The organism is Blastopirellula marina, assembly GCF_002967765.1.
GTDB classification, from domain to species: domain Bacteria; phylum Planctomycetota; class Planctomycetia; order Pirellulales; family Pirellulaceae; genus Bremerella; species Bremerella marina_A.
In genome coordinates this window covers 758657-775150 of record NZ_PUHY01000015.1, presented here as the reverse complement: position 1 = coordinate 775150, position 16494 = coordinate 758657, and the positions used below count along the sequence as shown (strand labels likewise).

Below are 16494 nucleotides of genomic sequence, written 5' to 3'. Positions count from 1 at the left end.
CTCAAAGTCCTGGTGCTCCAAGGCCCGCTGGATCGGTTGAATCGATGGAAAGTCACCGTTCCAAGTTCTATTCGAGATCGCAACGCCCTGAATGCGGTTGGTATTCCTTCCGAACAAATTGAAATACTCAATTTCGCGAATCGCTCCGAATGGGAATGGGCCAGAGAACTGCACCAATGGATGCGAGACCATCCGGAACAGCGTGTTGGAATTCTCTGCGATGAATTCAGCAGTGGGCTAACTCAGCAGGTATTGGAGTCGACGAGAAATGAAACCGGCTCATCCCTGCAGTTACTGTCTGTTTCTGATGAGCAGTACACTACCACAAACTGGTGGAAAAGCCGTCGTGGCTTAAAGTCTTTTTGGCGAGCATATTTTGACCTTATCTACGCCACACTTTTCGGCGAAGACACTCCTGCCGAATTGGAATGGACTCCCGATCAATACGAACAAGAATTGGAGGGAAGATGAGTCTCGGCGTTTTCTCTCAGCCCCCACTTAAATGGATAACTATCGGCATCCTCCTGCTCTGCGGACTCTACTTATCCCGAACGATTATCCTGATAGGCTTGGCGGACTGGCTCGATGTCAGTCAACCACCCATCAAAGCCGACTATGTCTTCATCCTGCCCGGCAACGAGCAAACAAGACCTTTTGTGGCAGCTGCCCTCATCAGAAAGAAGTTTGCCGACACCGCTCTTATTCCAAGCAATCAACAAACGGTAGTAGTTGAAGAAGGCTTCGAGCTGCCCACTGAAGAGAAAATACGTGGTTCGTTGCTGGCTCGAGGAATAGCCGATAACAAGATCAAGATTCTAGAAGTGGCCACCAATTCAACTTGGTCCGATGCGCAAACCTTAGCAACATTTCTCAAATCACACCCAACTAGCACCGTGTTGGTTGTCACAGATCACTTTCATACTCGCCGTTCGAGTTGGGTATTCCGGCAAGTTCTGCCGAGCGCAAAAGCAAGATTGCGATTCATATCCGCCCCAACAGACGGTTGGAACAAAGATAACTGGTGGACGACCAAGACTGGCATTCTGTTGGTAACAACCGAATACATGAAATACGCATTCTATTTGTTGCGGTATGGAGATTATTTGACTTGGCTTTCTCTCATTACCGTGACGGTCGTCCTCGCAACATGGCGAATCTTTCGATGGAAAAATTCCCCCGTCATCTCAGCCGATTGAACCAATACAATCGGCTATTTCTTGCGTCAATTCGTCGCTACTAGGCTTTACGAATCCGCTCTCGATGCTCAAGTACGTTTTTGGTCGCATTACGCGTATCGATCACCAACTGACTATGACGCACGATGAAGTCGTAATCGTAGGCCGAGTGATCTGTTGCGATCAGGACCAAATCTTGGCTTGAAAGCCATTGAGCGGTTAATGGTTCGCTCGCCATCCTTGGAACATCGTGATGTCGCATTTCTGGCAGAACCGGAATGTGCGGATCGTTATAGCTGAGGCGTGCACCTCGTTCGAGCAGTTGCTCCATCAGATTGAATGACGGGCTCTCACGCGGATCGTCAACGTCTTTCTTGTAAGCCACTCCTAACAACCCAATTCGACTTCCTCGAACTGGCTTACCGTGGTCGTTCAGCACCTCGATGACCTGCTGGATGACGTAGCTAGGCATGGAAGCATTAACCTCGCCAGCCAACTCAATAAAACGCGTTGCCAACTCATTCTTTCGTGCCAGCCAGCTCAAATAGAATGGATCGATCGGGATGCAGTGTCCACCGAGCCCTGGTCCTGGATAGAACGCCTGAAAGCCAAACGGCTTTGTCTTCGCGGCATCAATGACTTCCCAAATATCGATATCCAGCTTGCTCAAGAGTATTTTCAACTCGTTGACCAAAGCGATATTCACGGATCGATAGATGTTCTCTAGGATCTTGCACGCTTCCGCCACTTCCAGGCTACTAACCGGAACCGTTTGAACCACCGCATGACCATAAAGATCGCATGCGAGTCGCATACTCAACTCGTCGTAGCCACCGACCACCTTTGGAATGCGGCTCGCACTGAAATCGGGGTTACCTGGATCTTCTCGCTCAGGACTGTATGCCAAGAAGAAGTCCTTCTCAACCTCAAGACCTGATTCCGCTAAGATTGGCAGTACGACATCACGCGTCGTACTGGGATAGGTCGTACTTTCAAGCACGACGAGTTGGCCCGGTCGAAGAACCTTCGAAATCATCCGCGCCGTGTTTTCCACATAGGTTAGATCGGGATCTCTACTTTCCGATAACGGAGTTGGCACACAGATGAGCAAGGCATCCGCCTCGGATAGGCGTTGCATATCTGCCGTGGGTTCAAATCGGTTCTCTGCAATACATTCGGCGATCCAAGCCGAATCAATATGCTTGATATAGCTTTGACCAGCTTTTAAGCGAGTCACTTTCTCGGGATCAACATCAAAACCCATGGTCCGAAAGCCAGCCCGCACGAACGATTGGATCAATGGCAATCCGACGTATCCGAGTCCGATAATCCCAACGGTCGCCGTTTGTTTTTTTATGGAGTCAGCTAGTGCTTCAAATTGCTCGAATTGGGCAATTTCGCTGGAGAAAATCTGTGCCATGGAAACTCTCAGTAAACTAGACGTAGATGACCTTGCGGCGTGCGTACCATTCGATTTCCGAAGAGCCGTTACGGGGGGATGTACGCAACCAGAATCGAGGGGATTTGCCTAGTATACTCGAAATTGCGCAAAAGCAATCAACGGAACTAGAATGAATACGAATCGCTTTTTCCGAGAACCCCTGGTTGTGAACCGATTCCCCAACGGCCATAACCTCTTTCCCGCCCGACATTTACCCCCCAAAGCGTAAACTCTCTGCTCGCCAGAGCAAATGCAACAGCAAGCTAACCCTTAACGTTGCGAAAGAATATCCATTGAACAAAACACCCACCGACAACGATGACCACAACAGGGCATCGCCTGATCCAATTTCACAACTTTCTCGGCTACATGCGAATCAGAAAAGCTCGCTGACAAGCCGCTTCTGGAAAGTCATTCGCCGATCGATTGGTTTAGCAGGCTTAGTCGTCTTAGCATTGATCATTTACTTTTGGGTCATTCAACGCACCGAAACGCCCGAGACCGCGATTTTCGAGGGCGTTACCTATACTTGTGAGCGGCTACCAGAAACAGATGAGGGAAGCGGTTTAGTCTATATAGTTCGCGTTGACCTGACCGCGCCAGGAATTGAACTTTACACAACTCCGACTGATCCAAGGCTAACTGGTAATGCTGATCGGCAGTACAAATTGAAAACGGCAAACGCGGCCCTATCCGAAAATGACCTTGCGATCGTTATCAATGGCACCCAGTTCTCTTCGGACTCAAGATCTTTCACCTGGTCCGGCAAACCCTGGCCGATTCGTTTGTCAGGGGATCACGCTAAGTCAAACGAAATCGTCGTATCCGACCATGAAGTCAATGAGTCGCTCCGAAACAACTTCCTTGCCTGGTTTGACGATGATCTTGTTCCTCATCTAGAAAGCGAAAAACGACCGACTGAAGAATTCCTTTCATCAGTCAAATGGGGCGTTGGCTCCCAGCGGATTCTTATTCTCCAAGGAGAAATTCAAACTGGACTTTCAATCGAGCCAGATAAGCGAACCGCAATTGGATTTGATCCAGACGAGAAACAGTTGTGGCTAGCGGTATTCGAAAATGCTTCGATAAATAAGGTGGCAAGTTACTTGCATGACCTCGGCGCCACGGACGCAGTGACCCTCGACGGAGGTTCATCCTGTGCCATGACCATTGGGCCTGAAGCGAGAAACATTCGCTCGGGAAACATTACAGGAGATTGGATCCCAGTGGCAACTCATTTGGGGGTAAGAGCGAAGCCACTCGACACGAATGATTGACCGGTAATTGATCAATTGAGCCGCTCTTCTATCGGTTGCTCAAGCCAGGATAGTAATGCAAATAATTGAAGTACTGCGAAGCTGAGCCAGTCGGGGCAATCGAAGTGACACCACCCTGACGCTGATTCTGCAACATGGTTTGTTGCTCAGCTTGCAAATAGTTAATTCGTGTTTGCTGAGCTTGTAACGTTCTCCGCAGTTCTTCACGTGGTCGTACAAAGTTGTTGTACGGATCGGTGACACCCACGTCCGTTCGGAAATACTGCAAGTAAATAGGCAACGGAGACTTAGAAGGCGTGTAAACGCTACCCTGGCTTTTATAGGGAAACTGGGCAGACACGATCCCTGCCATGGACGAACATACCAAGAGACACGCCAAAAGGTGGACGATTAGATTTCGTTTCATGACAATCACAAAGCCTCTTCTGACGTGATCAGTTTCGCTTGACGACCTACTAAATTATTTTGGCGACTAATCTGCGGCAATCAAGGAAATTATTGCCCCGCCTCGCCCAGCCTGCCTCGAATCAATGAGTCCTACATGTCACTTGGGGAGACGGACTCGAGTCGTGGCACGACAATTTCGCCTACCGGTGGCATCATTGTTGACTTTGGTTCGTCAGCTACCTTCGGTGTATCAACGACTTCAGGTTCTTCGACTTCGACAATATGCTCGATCTCGCCAGCTTGAATCGCCGGATAGTAGCATTCGTTAGGCCGACATTGTTGCCAACCTTCCGGCCACCTACGCCAGCAATCGCCGTAGTGTCCGTAATACATGGAATCAACACAGTAGGGCTGCGTGACACGCGGACATGCGGCAGACTTTGGTGGAATCACATCAAGGGCAGTTGCGTTCATCCAAGTCGCGTGGGTGCTCCTCCACGGCTGAGGAAAATGACGACACCCTCCGAGAAGCAAGATGCTTGCAAGTCCAGCAACGACCAAGGCCCTAGACATTCGTGCCGGCGGTTTGATTTTTAACCAAATACTCTGCATGTTGACCTAACCTTCAGGCTCTTCGTCTAACAATCCGTCCAACTAGAAACCAGAGCTTGAGCGAGGATTACCACCGCCTTGCAACACCCTGCCACTAAGCCGAGTAGCAGTATTCGTTCCCAGGAGAGTGAAGCCCATAATTCGTTCCAGAGGAGCGAACAGTTTGGCCATGTGATTGTCCCAGGCGACAATTTTGTCTTCGGCAATAAACAGTCGATCACCAGGCATTAATTGGTAATTTGTGGTGGTAGCGGCCTGGGCCGTTATTCCAGTCCAATCGACTGGTAATATCTGAACTTCTCCACCAAGAGGTGCCGGGCGGGCGATCCAGATACGTTTCGACGCGACTTGGTTTAGTCCATTAATGTTGGACACAGCGTCGAGCACGGTTTCGTTACCAGTGACTGGAAAACGATAGACGCCGTCTCCGAGTCCTGCTCCTTCAGTAACGATGTAGTAGACCTTACTGTTGTACGCGAAGACATCGACAGCAACTTGCGGTTGTTCCAGGAATGCTGAGAGATGGTTCTCGATCATATACCGAGCCTCTCCGACAGTACATCCGACAACTCGAACCGTACCATAGACGCCTAAGTTCACTGTGCCATCCGGTCCAACCAGATGCTCACCAGTAATTTGCTGCATCGCTCCCGTTTGAAGAAGCGAAACCGTTACCTGAGGATTTTGGAGTGACATTCGCAAATGCTCAGTAACAATTGCTTCGACCTCTTCGACAGTCTTGTTGACGACACGGACCTTGCCGTATGGCATGCCTAAGTCGATAGTTCCACCGATTCCAATTGGAAAGGCGTTTTCGATCGGTGCATCGGGCAGCGTTCCTGATACGGAAACGGCGACCACATCGCCCATCATGAGTTGATAGGGGGCTTTAGGCACCAAGTTGATCGCGTTGATAACGAGAATATCAGGCGGGGCTACCGTATAGGTCGGAAGCGATACCTTGTCTAGTTCACGAGGCATTGGCCCATTCGCATAGGTTGCCTCGGAGAGTACCATACCTTCGCCTGGACCTGGCCCTAAACTCGTTTGAGGAGTCGTGGCACATCCAACGATGCTGGCTATGATCAGGATTATGGGAATCGCGAGTCTCATCAAGGACATCCATGCCTCTAGAGATTGTTACCAACGGTGGGGGAGAAACGGCTTTACTCGTATCGGCATCCCCCCATCGGTCAGAGCAGAGGATCCTCGCTGTTACCACGCATTATGACCTGAAATTACGCACCTGCACTGCCTGCACTGCCTGCACTGCCAGCACCGCATGCAACAAGGCGTTTGCCTTACGCTAATGCGCGATCGAACTAGTTGGTGATGAAACACAACATCAAAGGGTTGACTCGAGCTTTCTCAGCAGATCTTGCTCAAGAGGAGAGAAGTCCTCGGGAGTCAGGCCTCGTTCTTTCGCTTTCAACAAAACATCCGCGGCTGCTTTTTTGTTTCCAGCACGCTGCAGCGCAACGGCAAGATGGAAAAGTCGATTAGCCGATGGGTTTTCCGCCACGGCCTTCTGCAAATCTGCGACCGCATTCAGATGTTCGCCGATAGCAGAAAGAACAACTCCGCGAGTATCAAGCAAAGCAGCACGAGGTCCGGCTAAGTCTATTGCCTTCTCAATGAATTGCTTAGCATCCACTGGATTCTGCTCTCGAAGAGCCAAGAGAAATGCCAAATTATTCAAGACAACGACATTGTTGGGATTATCGGCAAGCATTTTGCGATAGTCCTTTTCTGCCTCCGAATACCGACCCTGCCCGATATGAACATCCGCGAGAACGGACAAGATTGGTGCCGCATTCTTATGCTCGGACAGTCCTTGGTTGAGGAACTGCTCTAGATTATTAAAGTCCTTACCTTGCTGCGAAATGTTCACCGCAAAGTTAGCGATTTGTTCTGGCGTCGCTTGACTTAACTCTTTCGTTGCCGCCTGAATCGCTTCGTCGAATCTTTGACGGCGAGCCAGGAAACCAGCGAGAACGAGAGGGTCACTCTTCTCGGAGTCAATAACACTGGCGTACAGTTTTTCGGACTGGTTGAAAAGTTTCGTGGCCTCCTCACTTTTCTCTAGCTTTTCGAGCCTTGTTCCAGCGACCTCTAACAATTGCCCCAAAGATATGGTCGCGACGACATCTTGAGAACCGTCCTTAGACAGGTGCTGCGTTTTATCTTCGAGAACCTGAACGACATCTTCAAATCGTTTATTGGCGATAAGAACACGAACTTGAAGTCCCAGGAGAGTGATTTCGCTTGAACTAATGGACTTGAGTTGATCAAACCATAATCCAGCTTCATGATTCTCGCCTTGCCTCAACAATGCATCCACATAGGTCTGAACGTAGCGAGCTTCATTTGGGTTCGCTGCGAGCAAACCTTGCATATGTCGCCTCGCCTTTCTCCATTCCAACGCGGCATCGGCGGGCTGATGCTTGATCTTCGCTAGATACTCCGATTCGGAGATGTGAAGATTCGCTAAAAGGAAAATATCGCTTTCGGATGGTTCTGACTGCTGCCTGACAACTTGCTCCAGTAATTGAATGGCAAGAGTACGTTCCTTGCTTTCACCACGATTGGCAAGGATGATCGCTTTCGCACGCATGTCAGCAAGTGACTTCGGATCGTAGTCCAAGTTCGTATCAAGCAGCGACATGGCACGCTCGAAACCTAAACGATCGCCCTTCGTTCCAACTAAGATCGCCAAATTACGACGACTCCAAACCAGATCTTCATCATTTGCTTGATCACTTTGAGCGATGATCTTTTCGAGGTATGGAAGTGCTGCGGCGGCGTTGCCTTGGCTTAGATAAAAACCTGCAATTCTCCGCAAGACTTGAATATCGCTGGGGGCTTCCCCAATCGCTTCCTTATATTGCTGCTCTGCCGATTCAAGCTGTTTTAGAGATTCAAAACAGGATGCAAGAGTTAAAGCAACTTGATCGGGTGGAAGTCTCTTTTCCGCTTCTGCAATCACCTGCTGAGCCTTTGCCTCTTGGCCACTTCTGGCAAGAAATCCCACGTAACCAATCCATACGTCGGGCGTATCAGGCGCCAATTCAATCGCATAACGAAACTTCGCCTCAGACTCCTCGTCGCGACCTAATACGCCCAACACTTGTGCGAGCCACAAATGATCTCGGAATTCGCTAGAGTTCTCAGCAGCTTCCTGAGCAATCTCGATTGCTCGATCAAAATCATCAAGCCTCAGCGAAATATCCGCAGCCATTCTGACCATGTCGCCAGAGAATGGGCTCTTCTGTTCTTGTAGTCTTCGGATGACCTGATCTGCTTCGACGTAACGTTTTTGCTTATATAGCAAACTAACGAGTCGACTGATTGCCTTGGGATTACGCTCTCCAAGCTCGATCGCCTCAAGATAATGCCGCACGGCGTTATCCGTATCGTCTTGCATGTCATCGATCTCCGCCATCAACAGCGGAATTCGAGACCAAGATGGCCGCGAAATTCTAGCCTCGGCGAGATGTATTTCGGCAGTAGCCAACGCGCTCGCATCTCCATCCTCGCCTCGGCCCTCTACGGTAAGTCGAACGGCCTCTCCATAACGCCACAAAGGTCCATCACCTTCGATGCGTTTAATCGACCCAAGTGCTTCTTCTAAGATCGATTTACGATCTCCCAAAAGCGCTAAGTCAAAAAGTAAGAGCTGAATAGACAAGTTGTTCGGATCCAATTTCGACAGTTCAACGCATAACTCTTCCGCCAATTCGAAATCACTGATTGCTAGTGCAAGATTGGCAAGCCCTCGGGTCAAAAGCAAAACTTCTGATGGATCAAAATCATTGACATTATCGGCGAGCGTCCTCAGCTTATCCCCAGCAGTTTCTTTATTTGATAACGCGGCAAGACGTCCTTCCGCCAGTCGAAGGGCCGGACCATCACCCAGCTGCTGCTTTGCATCGTCGAGAATGGATTCCGCCTTACTAAGCTCATTTCGGCGTAATGCCAGGGCAACCAATGTCATCCAAAGGTCCGCTTCATCTGGATGCGTATTCTTGGCTTCCATGAGGACCTGCTCAGCATTCTGAGTCTCCCCTTTCGCGACGAGCATCTCGGCACGAAGGATTGGCACGGCGATTGAGTTCGGTGTGCCTTTTTCGATACTGGAGAGAATTTGCTCACTTGCTTCCCAGTTCCGCTGATCTGGATTGCGTTGCAGGTTGCGAAGAATATTCAAGCGTGCCAAGTCTAACAACACCAGCGTAGTTGCACCTGGCAAACGGACCGCATACTCGAATTCTTGATATGCTTCGTCGATACGCCCTAACGCTAAGAGACCTTGAGCAACACCAAGACGGGCGGGCAGCCAGAATGGATCGATGGTCGCGGCACGGCGAAAGGCGGTTAGCTGGAGATCCGTCTTACCTAATTGTCGATAACAAGTTCCCAATTGAAATTCGACTTGCTTTGCCAAGTCCGGCCACTGTGTCAGCGCCGGACGCAATGGTTCCAATTGGCGTACCGCAGCCAGCCACTCTCCCTTAGATACGGCAAGGCGCGCCCTTAAAAAGTTAACCGTAGACTTGGGATGTTCCGTATTCGCAAGCTGATTGATGGCATCATTTGCCTGATCGATCTTTCCTTGATCAATAAGGATATTCGCCAAGTTCCAGAGCAAATCCGACTTTTCATCGACAACGTTGATCCCCTTATTGAGCCACTCAATCGCGCCCTCGGTGTCATCCTGCTGAATCTCTAATTCTGCGAGAATCGTGTAGGTGATGGGAAAATTCGGGAAGAGCTGCATCGCCTTAGTCAGATAGCCATTTGCCTCTTCGAATCTCTTTTCTGCCTGGGCACACCGGGCGGCCAATAGATTCGCCCCGAGGCTCTCGGAATCCAGTTCTAATGCTTTTTGAGAATCGCTTGCTGCTTGCGAGATAACGGCTGGTTCATAGCCGAGCGTCCCATCTTCCTCGTTTCCGACATCGGAGTAGGCAGCTAATACCTCTGGTTCGTTCTTGTGTTGCAATAGATATTCGCCACGTGTGACGTAGGCCTCAATTGAAGCGGGATTCGCCTCCACCATTTGATCTAAAACGTCGAGTGCCGCAGATCTTCTCTCTAGTGGACCGCGTAGAATCTGGACCTGCAAATGATAAGCTTCAAGCAGTGAGGGAGCGTTTTCGATAGCTGAGTCAAGTGAATTCGCTGCCTTCGAATATTCTCCTGAGGCAAACTGGCAACGTGCGAGTAGAAGCAGTAGTTCTCCATCCTTGGGAGACTCCTTCAGCAGATAATCGCTGAGATGTGTCTGCGCATCGGAATAACGACCTACCTTGACGGCCACCGAAACGAGCTCACGTCGGACATCCGTTCGCGTTTCATCCCTGCGTAGTGCGCGTTCTAACGTGAAAAACGCTTGCTTCGCATTGCCATAGGTTGACAACAACAGCCCTAACTCGGCAAGCGCTTCGGGGTCGTTGGGCTTGAGAACGATGTACTTCTGAATGTTCTGAATCGCGCCGGAATAGTCTTCTTCTGCTTTCGCACGCTCGGCAGCTCGCAAGAAGGCATCGCCCAGCTTAGAGCTTTGATAAAGATGAATCCCGTGAAAGATGCCTCCGAATACGACAACCCCAGCAAGAAGCATCAGCAGGAGACGAATATTGAGCGTTCTCATAATCCAAGGCCGCACTACCAAAGGACGTTTAGGTGAAAGATCTTAACTCAGTCACATGCACACTGTGTGACAACGTAACTGTGAATTCTCGATGACGCACATCTGAATAGATGATTCGTCTTACTTCATCGAATCATGCCTGACTCGATGATACTCTCACATTAATGAATCACTAAACAAATAAAAAAAGCGGCCTGCCAAATAAGGCAGGCCGCTAATCGATTTAACTCAAACCTGGCAAGACCCACTAAGCAGCTACAGCTTGCTTACGGCGCCAGAAGAACATTCCTAATACGCCAGGAAGACCAGTGAACAACAAGGCTAAACCGGCAGGAACTGGAGTTGGAGTTGGAATGTCCCCATATGTCGCGACTCCGTCCAGGGACATGCCTTTGCCATAAACAACAGGTGGAATCGTGAAGTTCCCGCTTACCGTCGCGAACAAAATTGACGTATAGGCATTCGGGGCCACGCTGGGAAGTGTAAAACGCAACTCGTCAACACTGGACAGATACGATGCGGTAATTCCAGGTGCACCGACGGCCGAACCGTTAGCCGCGAACCCACTACCACTCGGTACAACGCCAGACTCGGAAGGGACTCCATCAAGAACCATATCGATAGGGCTTGCAGAAGACCCAAGCGAAGGATTCGTAGTTGGTCCAACCGCGCCGTCCGCGTCGTTAAACACAAAACCATTCACGGTGCCGAACGAGTTGAACTCGGAAGCGGAAGACACTCGGAAATTACTGAGCGGATCGTTAGCAGACGGGTTCGGATTCGTGTTCACCACCTGATAGAAAAACACATACGATGCATCAGACACCAGCGATGTACCGCCTAGTGCTGTGATCGCAGATTGAAACGGCACGCCGAAGTCGTTCGTCCAATCACTATCCGTAGTTTCGTAAACGGAGAAACTCACAGTAGCATCACCCGATGCTCCTGGCATCCCCATCACCGAATTACCGGAAAAGCCCGGGAGGAACCCGGCTTCGACCGATAATGGTGATAGCACCGCTGCCACAAATGCAACGGCGCTATAAATCGCCATAGTTTTTTTCATGCCCTAATCTCCAAAGAAATAGACACCGTAAATTTAGACACGTCGTGATGACTTCTTAAGTTGCGCACTGAGCCCCGACTTTTGGGCGGTCAGGCCGGTGCATTTTAGGGTGATTGTAAGGGTTACAAAGCCCTCGTCAACAGAATTGGGGCGGTATTCATCGAGTTTTCCTGATATTTGCCGTAATAATCTAGGGGATATGGAGCGACTTTTTGTAGGCCAATTCCGCTATTTTGGGTGGAACGGCACGGCACCCCGCTAACTCTGCCCCAAGGGTCATATATCTTGCGTTAATGCACACCGATCAATTCGATCGAGATTCCGTTGAATGTTCGTCAATCCACGCCTGTGCAAACGCCACTATTCCAGAGATATGCCGGCCGAATGACTTGAACGATCAAATTCAGCACCGCTCCACAATCACGCTTGCAATCCGCTCCGCCGCTTTACCATCCCATACTTTGGGCGCCGTCCCGTTCTTGTAACGGCCCTCCAGCACATCTTCCAAGCACTGGTTAAGCAGCGCAGCGTCGTTGCCAATCAGTGTGCTTGTCCCCCCTTCTGTCGTGCAGGGACGTTCGGTGTTTGGCCGGAGCGTTAAACATGGAACGCCTAAGACGGTGCTTTCTTCTTGAAGTCCACCAGAGTCGGTCACAATCACTTTGGCCTGCGATGACAATGCCAGGAAATCGAGATAGCCCAGAGGAGGCGCTAGCACAATCGCATCGGCCGATTTGACTTTATCAAGCAATCCGAAGTCCGTGAGACGTTTCTCGGTACGAGGATGAATTGGAAATATCAACTTCAAACGTTTTGAGATATCAATCAGCACATCAAGCAACGATTCCAAAATCTTGGGATCATCGACATTAGCGGGGCGATGCAAGGTCACCAGTCCATACTGACTTGGTTGCAATTCGTACCGCGAGAGAACATCGCTCTGCCTTGCTTTTGGCAAAAGATGCATCAACGTATCGATCATTACATTACCTACCAAATACAGTTGCTCTTCAGGCTTTCCTTCCTGTTTTAGGTTCTCGATCCCTGATGGCTCTGATACGAGCAACATGTCTGAGAGCGCGTCGGTAACGATTCGGTTTATCTCTTCTGGCATCGTGCGATCAAAACTACGCAGTCCCGCCTCCACGTGCGCTACAGGAATGCCCAACTTAACCGAAGCAAGCGTCGCCGCCATTGTCGAATTGACATCGCCCACAACGATCAGACGATCAAAAGGGGTTCCTTCCGCCGATGCGTCCTGAAGTACTTGTTCAATCTTCTCGATGATCTGAGCCGTTTGTACGCCATGACTTCCCGAACCGACATTCAAAGAAACATCAGGGTGCTTGATGCCGAGTTCCTCAAAAAAGACATCAGACAGGTTTCGATCGTAGTGCTGGCCTGTATGAATGAGCACGGTTTCAACTTGGGGATAGGCCTCGAAAGCGCGCAGCAAAGGCGCCATCTTCATGAAGTTCGGACGTGCTCCAACAACACAGGCAAGGCGTAGCTTTTTCAATGTCTTACTCTTCAATGATCTACTAAAGGGGCACGTATTTACGGAAACTACTATTACAATTGGTCAAAGGGTCGCCAACAAGTATGACGCCCTTGTTCCGAGATAAAAACGATAGGGGAATCGTCGCTATCAGACTCAAGAATTACCTGCTGCGAACAATCCGCTTTCTGGATGCACCATCCCGTCACACAAGTGGAAGAACCATTAAATCTTGCTTCGACCATAGGACGTGCAATTCGCTTTCCAAATTCCGGACAATACCAAGTTGCCGAGGTAGAAAGTTCACCTTTTCCCAATAGCGAAAGCTTCAAGGTCATGTTTGGCAGTTGAAGATCAATACCGTTATTATCCTGAGCGCCGAGTCTAACTTCAGGCGCAAGGTGAAGACGATTCACATAGGAGTGCTCACCGGAGGTCTTCGCCCAATCGAGTACAATCCATGGGCCGCCGTGTCGACACGCCACCAATCGCCCTAATTCAGGCACGGCTAGATGCCGGTAGGCATCATGGGTTGCCGCTGCCCAATGGAACTCATGTTCCACTCCAGACTTCAGTGGTGACGTCTTCCCTCGGCGTCCCATCCGGAACTTGGACCATGCGTCGCATTGCTCTTCGTTGTCGACCTGAAGGACGCTGTGTGCCCTGGACGAGCGACAATAATTTCGCATATCGCTGTCTTCGTAGTCAAAGACACCACTGTCCACGATCAATCGATAACCACCAATCGAGGCCTCTAAGTTGAGTAAGTCACTATGGCCGTGGGCAGGCAGATGATCCGGAGCCGCCAAACCAGCATCGAATAGGATATAGTCATTTTCATCTCGCCAGCGCCAATACTGCCCGATAACTGAGGCTTCCGTTCTATCGGAATTCGGCACGTCTTTGTCGCCTTCTGCGATTCGATCTTTCAACTCAGATGGTGAAGGGGATTCACCAAATGCGGAATCACTGAGTAAAGGAATCTCCCCATCGGGATGCACAATGGATTCCAAGAACTTCAGCATCGCAGTTGATGCGTCGTCACACACAGAAAATGCCTGAGGATCAAATGAACGTGAGAGATCGCGAACGTCAAGCACAGCCGACAACATCAAGCTATGGTACATCGGCGATAGCTCGAAATGCTCACCATGCCGAAGTACCTGCCGCGGAAGTTCATCCTCCAAGATACGACTTGCTGATTGCCAAAACGAATTTCCAACATGTTCATCAAAGAACGCGCCAGCGAACGCCAGCCCGCGTGCATTTTCGAGGAGATGATTTCCTCCCAAGTCCTTTTCAAGATTCTTTGCGAGGAAGCTCGCTTGTTGATACATACTTCGTAGAATCTGCGACTTCAATGCATCATTGGGCGGGCAAAAATGCCATAGCATACACCACACGGGAAGGCGGCGTGAAATGCAGAAGGGATGCCAAGCATCCGATTGACTTGCCGGGTCTCCTATTGGACAGTTCTGTATCCAATCTTCGACAATTGACCATGCCGCTTCAAGTGAACCGTCTTGATTGAAATGACCATCACGAATGAACTTCAGCAGGAATTCATGATAATGAAGATGAAAACGCCATAAGTGAGGGGTTCCTTGGCGACTAGTCAGTTTCCAGTCGATTTGGGGACCAAAATCGAGTTCGTGATTTAGGAAACGAAATCGCCTATCTGCTAATCGCTGAACTGCTGAATCGTCGTACAACGAATTGCGTTTCAATTGCCGCTTAATGAATGACTGCCAGTCGATCCCCTCTCTTACCGACAGATCTTCTTGCCTTACTTCTCCGAACGCGCGTTCCGTTCCAATTGCTGGGATTCGCTTGGCAAGCACTTTGCCGAGCCGGCGGGCCAATTGCGACTTCTCGTGATAGCGTAAAATACACCACCATCTTTCCAGCAGCTGAACGTGTTTTGATCGCGCGCCTTGAAACTTCGAATCGATAAGTTCCTGCACAAACCGAGCGGCTTGTTCTTCCAACGCACTTGTTGTTAGCTGTGCCTCTAATTCACTCATGCGATCATCGATAATCAATCTTTATCCACAAACGACGCCTGTCAGCAATCGCAGGCCTTACGTTCGCTCCACCACGAACTCGGCCTGCGTTGTGACTTCTTCGCTTGCAGACCACTCGATCCCGCACACTTCGTGAAGCGTTTTCAGCATACGAGTGGCCAAAACTTTACGGTCGAAGTTTTGCTTGACGTAATCTCTTCCAGAAATGCCCAAATCGCTTGTCATTTCACGATTATCGGCAAGCGGCTCGATTCCAGCGAGTAAAGACGCTTCGTTGTCGGGCTCCATTTCAACACCGGCGCCTGCAGCAAGAACCATGTCACACGCTTCACCGCGAACTCCCATAATCATGGGGCGACACATGGCCATCGTCTCAAAAATCTTGGACGGAATCACTGTCCCGAACAACTCAACTCCACGCAGATGAATAAGACAAACATCAGAACTTGCCAAAACGGTCGGCATTTCGGATTTTGGCATTCGACCAGTGAAAATGACGATCGAATCGACGTTTGCTTCCTTGGCCTCGTGTTGTAGTTTTTCACGAACAGCCCCATCACCTACTAACAGAAAGCGAATATCATCCCGTCCCTTTTCGGCTAACAATTTGGCTGCCCTAATTACGACGTCTAACCCGTGGGCCATTCCGATGGTCCCAATATAGGAGCAAACGAATTTATCATCCAAATTCCATTTGTGCTTGAAAGCTGCATCTGGCGATTGGGGGACATATGCTTTCAAATCAACGCCGTTCATCACGACAGATGTCCGATCGGCAACAGGGACTTTCTCAATAATTTTTTGGCGATATCCCTCACCTACGGCCACGATATGATCCGCTGCCAAGTACATCCGACGCTCGAGAAACTCAAGGAATCGAAGTAGTGATTTACTACGCATTGCCCCGACGACTTCAATGGACTCGGGCCAAATATCACGGATTTCAAGAACAAACTTGGTCCACCGCAACTTCGATGCAATGACACCAGCCCAGCCGCAAAAGAACTGCGGCGAGGTTGCGATGATAACGTCAGGCCGTTTGAGCCATAGCGAGGCCAGAACTGCACTGATCATGTAGGAAACAAAATTCAGTATTCGTCGAATGGTACCCGCATTGGGTGCGACATAGGACCATACACGAACAACCTTAATCCCCTGCACTTCTTCGGTTTGCGACCAAAATCTATTTCGATACCCCTCGTAGACAACGCCGTCCGGGCAATTGGGAGCACATGTAATGACCGTAACATCATGTCCGGCGGACACCCACTGCGCACAATGCTCGAACGTGCGTGTCGCAGGAGCGTTGACTTCAGGGGGGAAGTAATGGGAAAAGAACAAAATCCGCATGATGTTGACGT

12 protein-coding genes are annotated in these 16494 nt (G+C 49.9%); 3 read left to right on the top strand and 9 right to left on the bottom strand.

Annotation, left to right across the window (positions count from 1 at the left end):
* Window positions 1-36 precede the first annotated feature (36 nt).
* Window positions 37-471, top strand: a complete 435-nt coding sequence (locus C5Y83_RS29225; protein WP_146117949.1) for a hypothetical protein — start codon at window positions 37-39, stop codon at window positions 469-471.
* A complete protein-coding gene (locus tag C5Y83_RS27565) occupies window positions 468-1196 on the top strand; it encodes a YdcF family protein (protein WP_158262555.1) in 729 nt (242 codons plus the stop codon). Before C5Y83_RS29225 ends, C5Y83_RS27565 begins: the two co-directional genes overlap by 4 nt.
* Window positions 1197-1236: 40 nt before the next feature.
* On the opposite strand, the gene C5Y83_RS27560 is transcribed toward C5Y83_RS27565, so the two are convergent.
* Window positions 1237-2595, bottom strand: coding sequence for a nucleotide sugar dehydrogenase (locus tag C5Y83_RS27560; RefSeq protein WP_105332998.1), 1359 nt, complete (start codon window positions 2593-2595; stop codon window positions 1237-1239).
* A 314-nt stretch (window positions 2596-2909) separates the two neighbouring features.
* Between C5Y83_RS27560 and C5Y83_RS27555 the strand changes: the two genes are divergently transcribed.
* Window positions 2910-3893 (top strand): phosphodiester glycosidase family protein, encoded by a 984-nt coding sequence (locus C5Y83_RS27555; RefSeq protein ID WP_158262554.1) that lies wholly within the window; start codon window positions 2910-2912, stop codon window positions 3891-3893.
* 28 nt (window positions 3894-3921) lie between these two features.
* On the opposite strand, the gene C5Y83_RS27550 is transcribed toward C5Y83_RS27555, so the two are convergent.
* From C5Y83_RS27550 to C5Y83_RS27515, 8 genes are all read right to left on the bottom strand, one after another.
* On the bottom strand, window positions 3922-4299 hold the full coding sequence (locus C5Y83_RS27550) for a hypothetical protein (RefSeq protein WP_105332996.1): 378 nt from the start codon (window positions 4297-4299) through the stop codon (window positions 3922-3924).
* Window positions 4300-4430: 131 nt separating this feature from the next.
* On the bottom strand, window positions 4431-4754 hold the full coding sequence (locus tag C5Y83_RS27545; protein WP_105332995.1) for a hypothetical protein: 324 nt from the start codon (window positions 4752-4754) through the stop codon (window positions 4431-4433).
* 180 nt (window positions 4755-4934) lie between these two features.
* Window positions 4935-5873: a polysaccharide biosynthesis/export family protein gene (locus C5Y83_RS27540; RefSeq protein ID WP_158262553.1), complete on the bottom strand. Its 939-nt coding sequence runs from the start codon at window positions 5871-5873 to the stop codon at window positions 4935-4937.
* A gap of 364 nt (window positions 5874-6237) precedes the next feature.
* Window positions 6238-10545, bottom strand: coding sequence for a tetratricopeptide repeat protein (locus C5Y83_RS27535; RefSeq protein ID WP_105332993.1), 4308 nt, complete (start codon window positions 10543-10545; stop codon window positions 6238-6240).
* 247 nt (window positions 10546-10792) lie between these two features.
* Window positions 10793-11611 (bottom strand): hypothetical protein, encoded by an 819-nt coding sequence (locus tag C5Y83_RS27530; RefSeq protein ID WP_105332992.1) that lies wholly within the window; start codon window positions 11609-11611, stop codon window positions 10793-10795.
* Between the two features lie 403 nt (window positions 11612-12014).
* The gene (gene wecB, locus C5Y83_RS27525; RefSeq protein WP_105332991.1) at window positions 12015-13130 is read right to left on the bottom strand and encodes a non-hydrolyzing UDP-N-acetylglucosamine 2-epimerase; all 1116 of its coding nucleotides are present in this window, start codon (window positions 13128-13130) and stop codon (window positions 12015-12017) included.
* Between the two features lie 53 nt (window positions 13131-13183).
* Entirely contained in the window at window positions 13184-15133 is a 1950-nt protein-coding gene (locus tag C5Y83_RS27520; protein WP_146117948.1) for an alginate lyase family protein, read from the bottom strand.
* 57 nt (window positions 15134-15190) lie between these two features.
* Window positions 15191-16483, bottom strand: coding sequence for a glycosyltransferase family 4 protein (locus C5Y83_RS27515; RefSeq protein WP_105332989.1), 1293 nt, complete (start codon window positions 16481-16483; stop codon window positions 15191-15193).
* Between the last annotated feature and the right edge of the window lie 11 nt (window positions 16484-16494).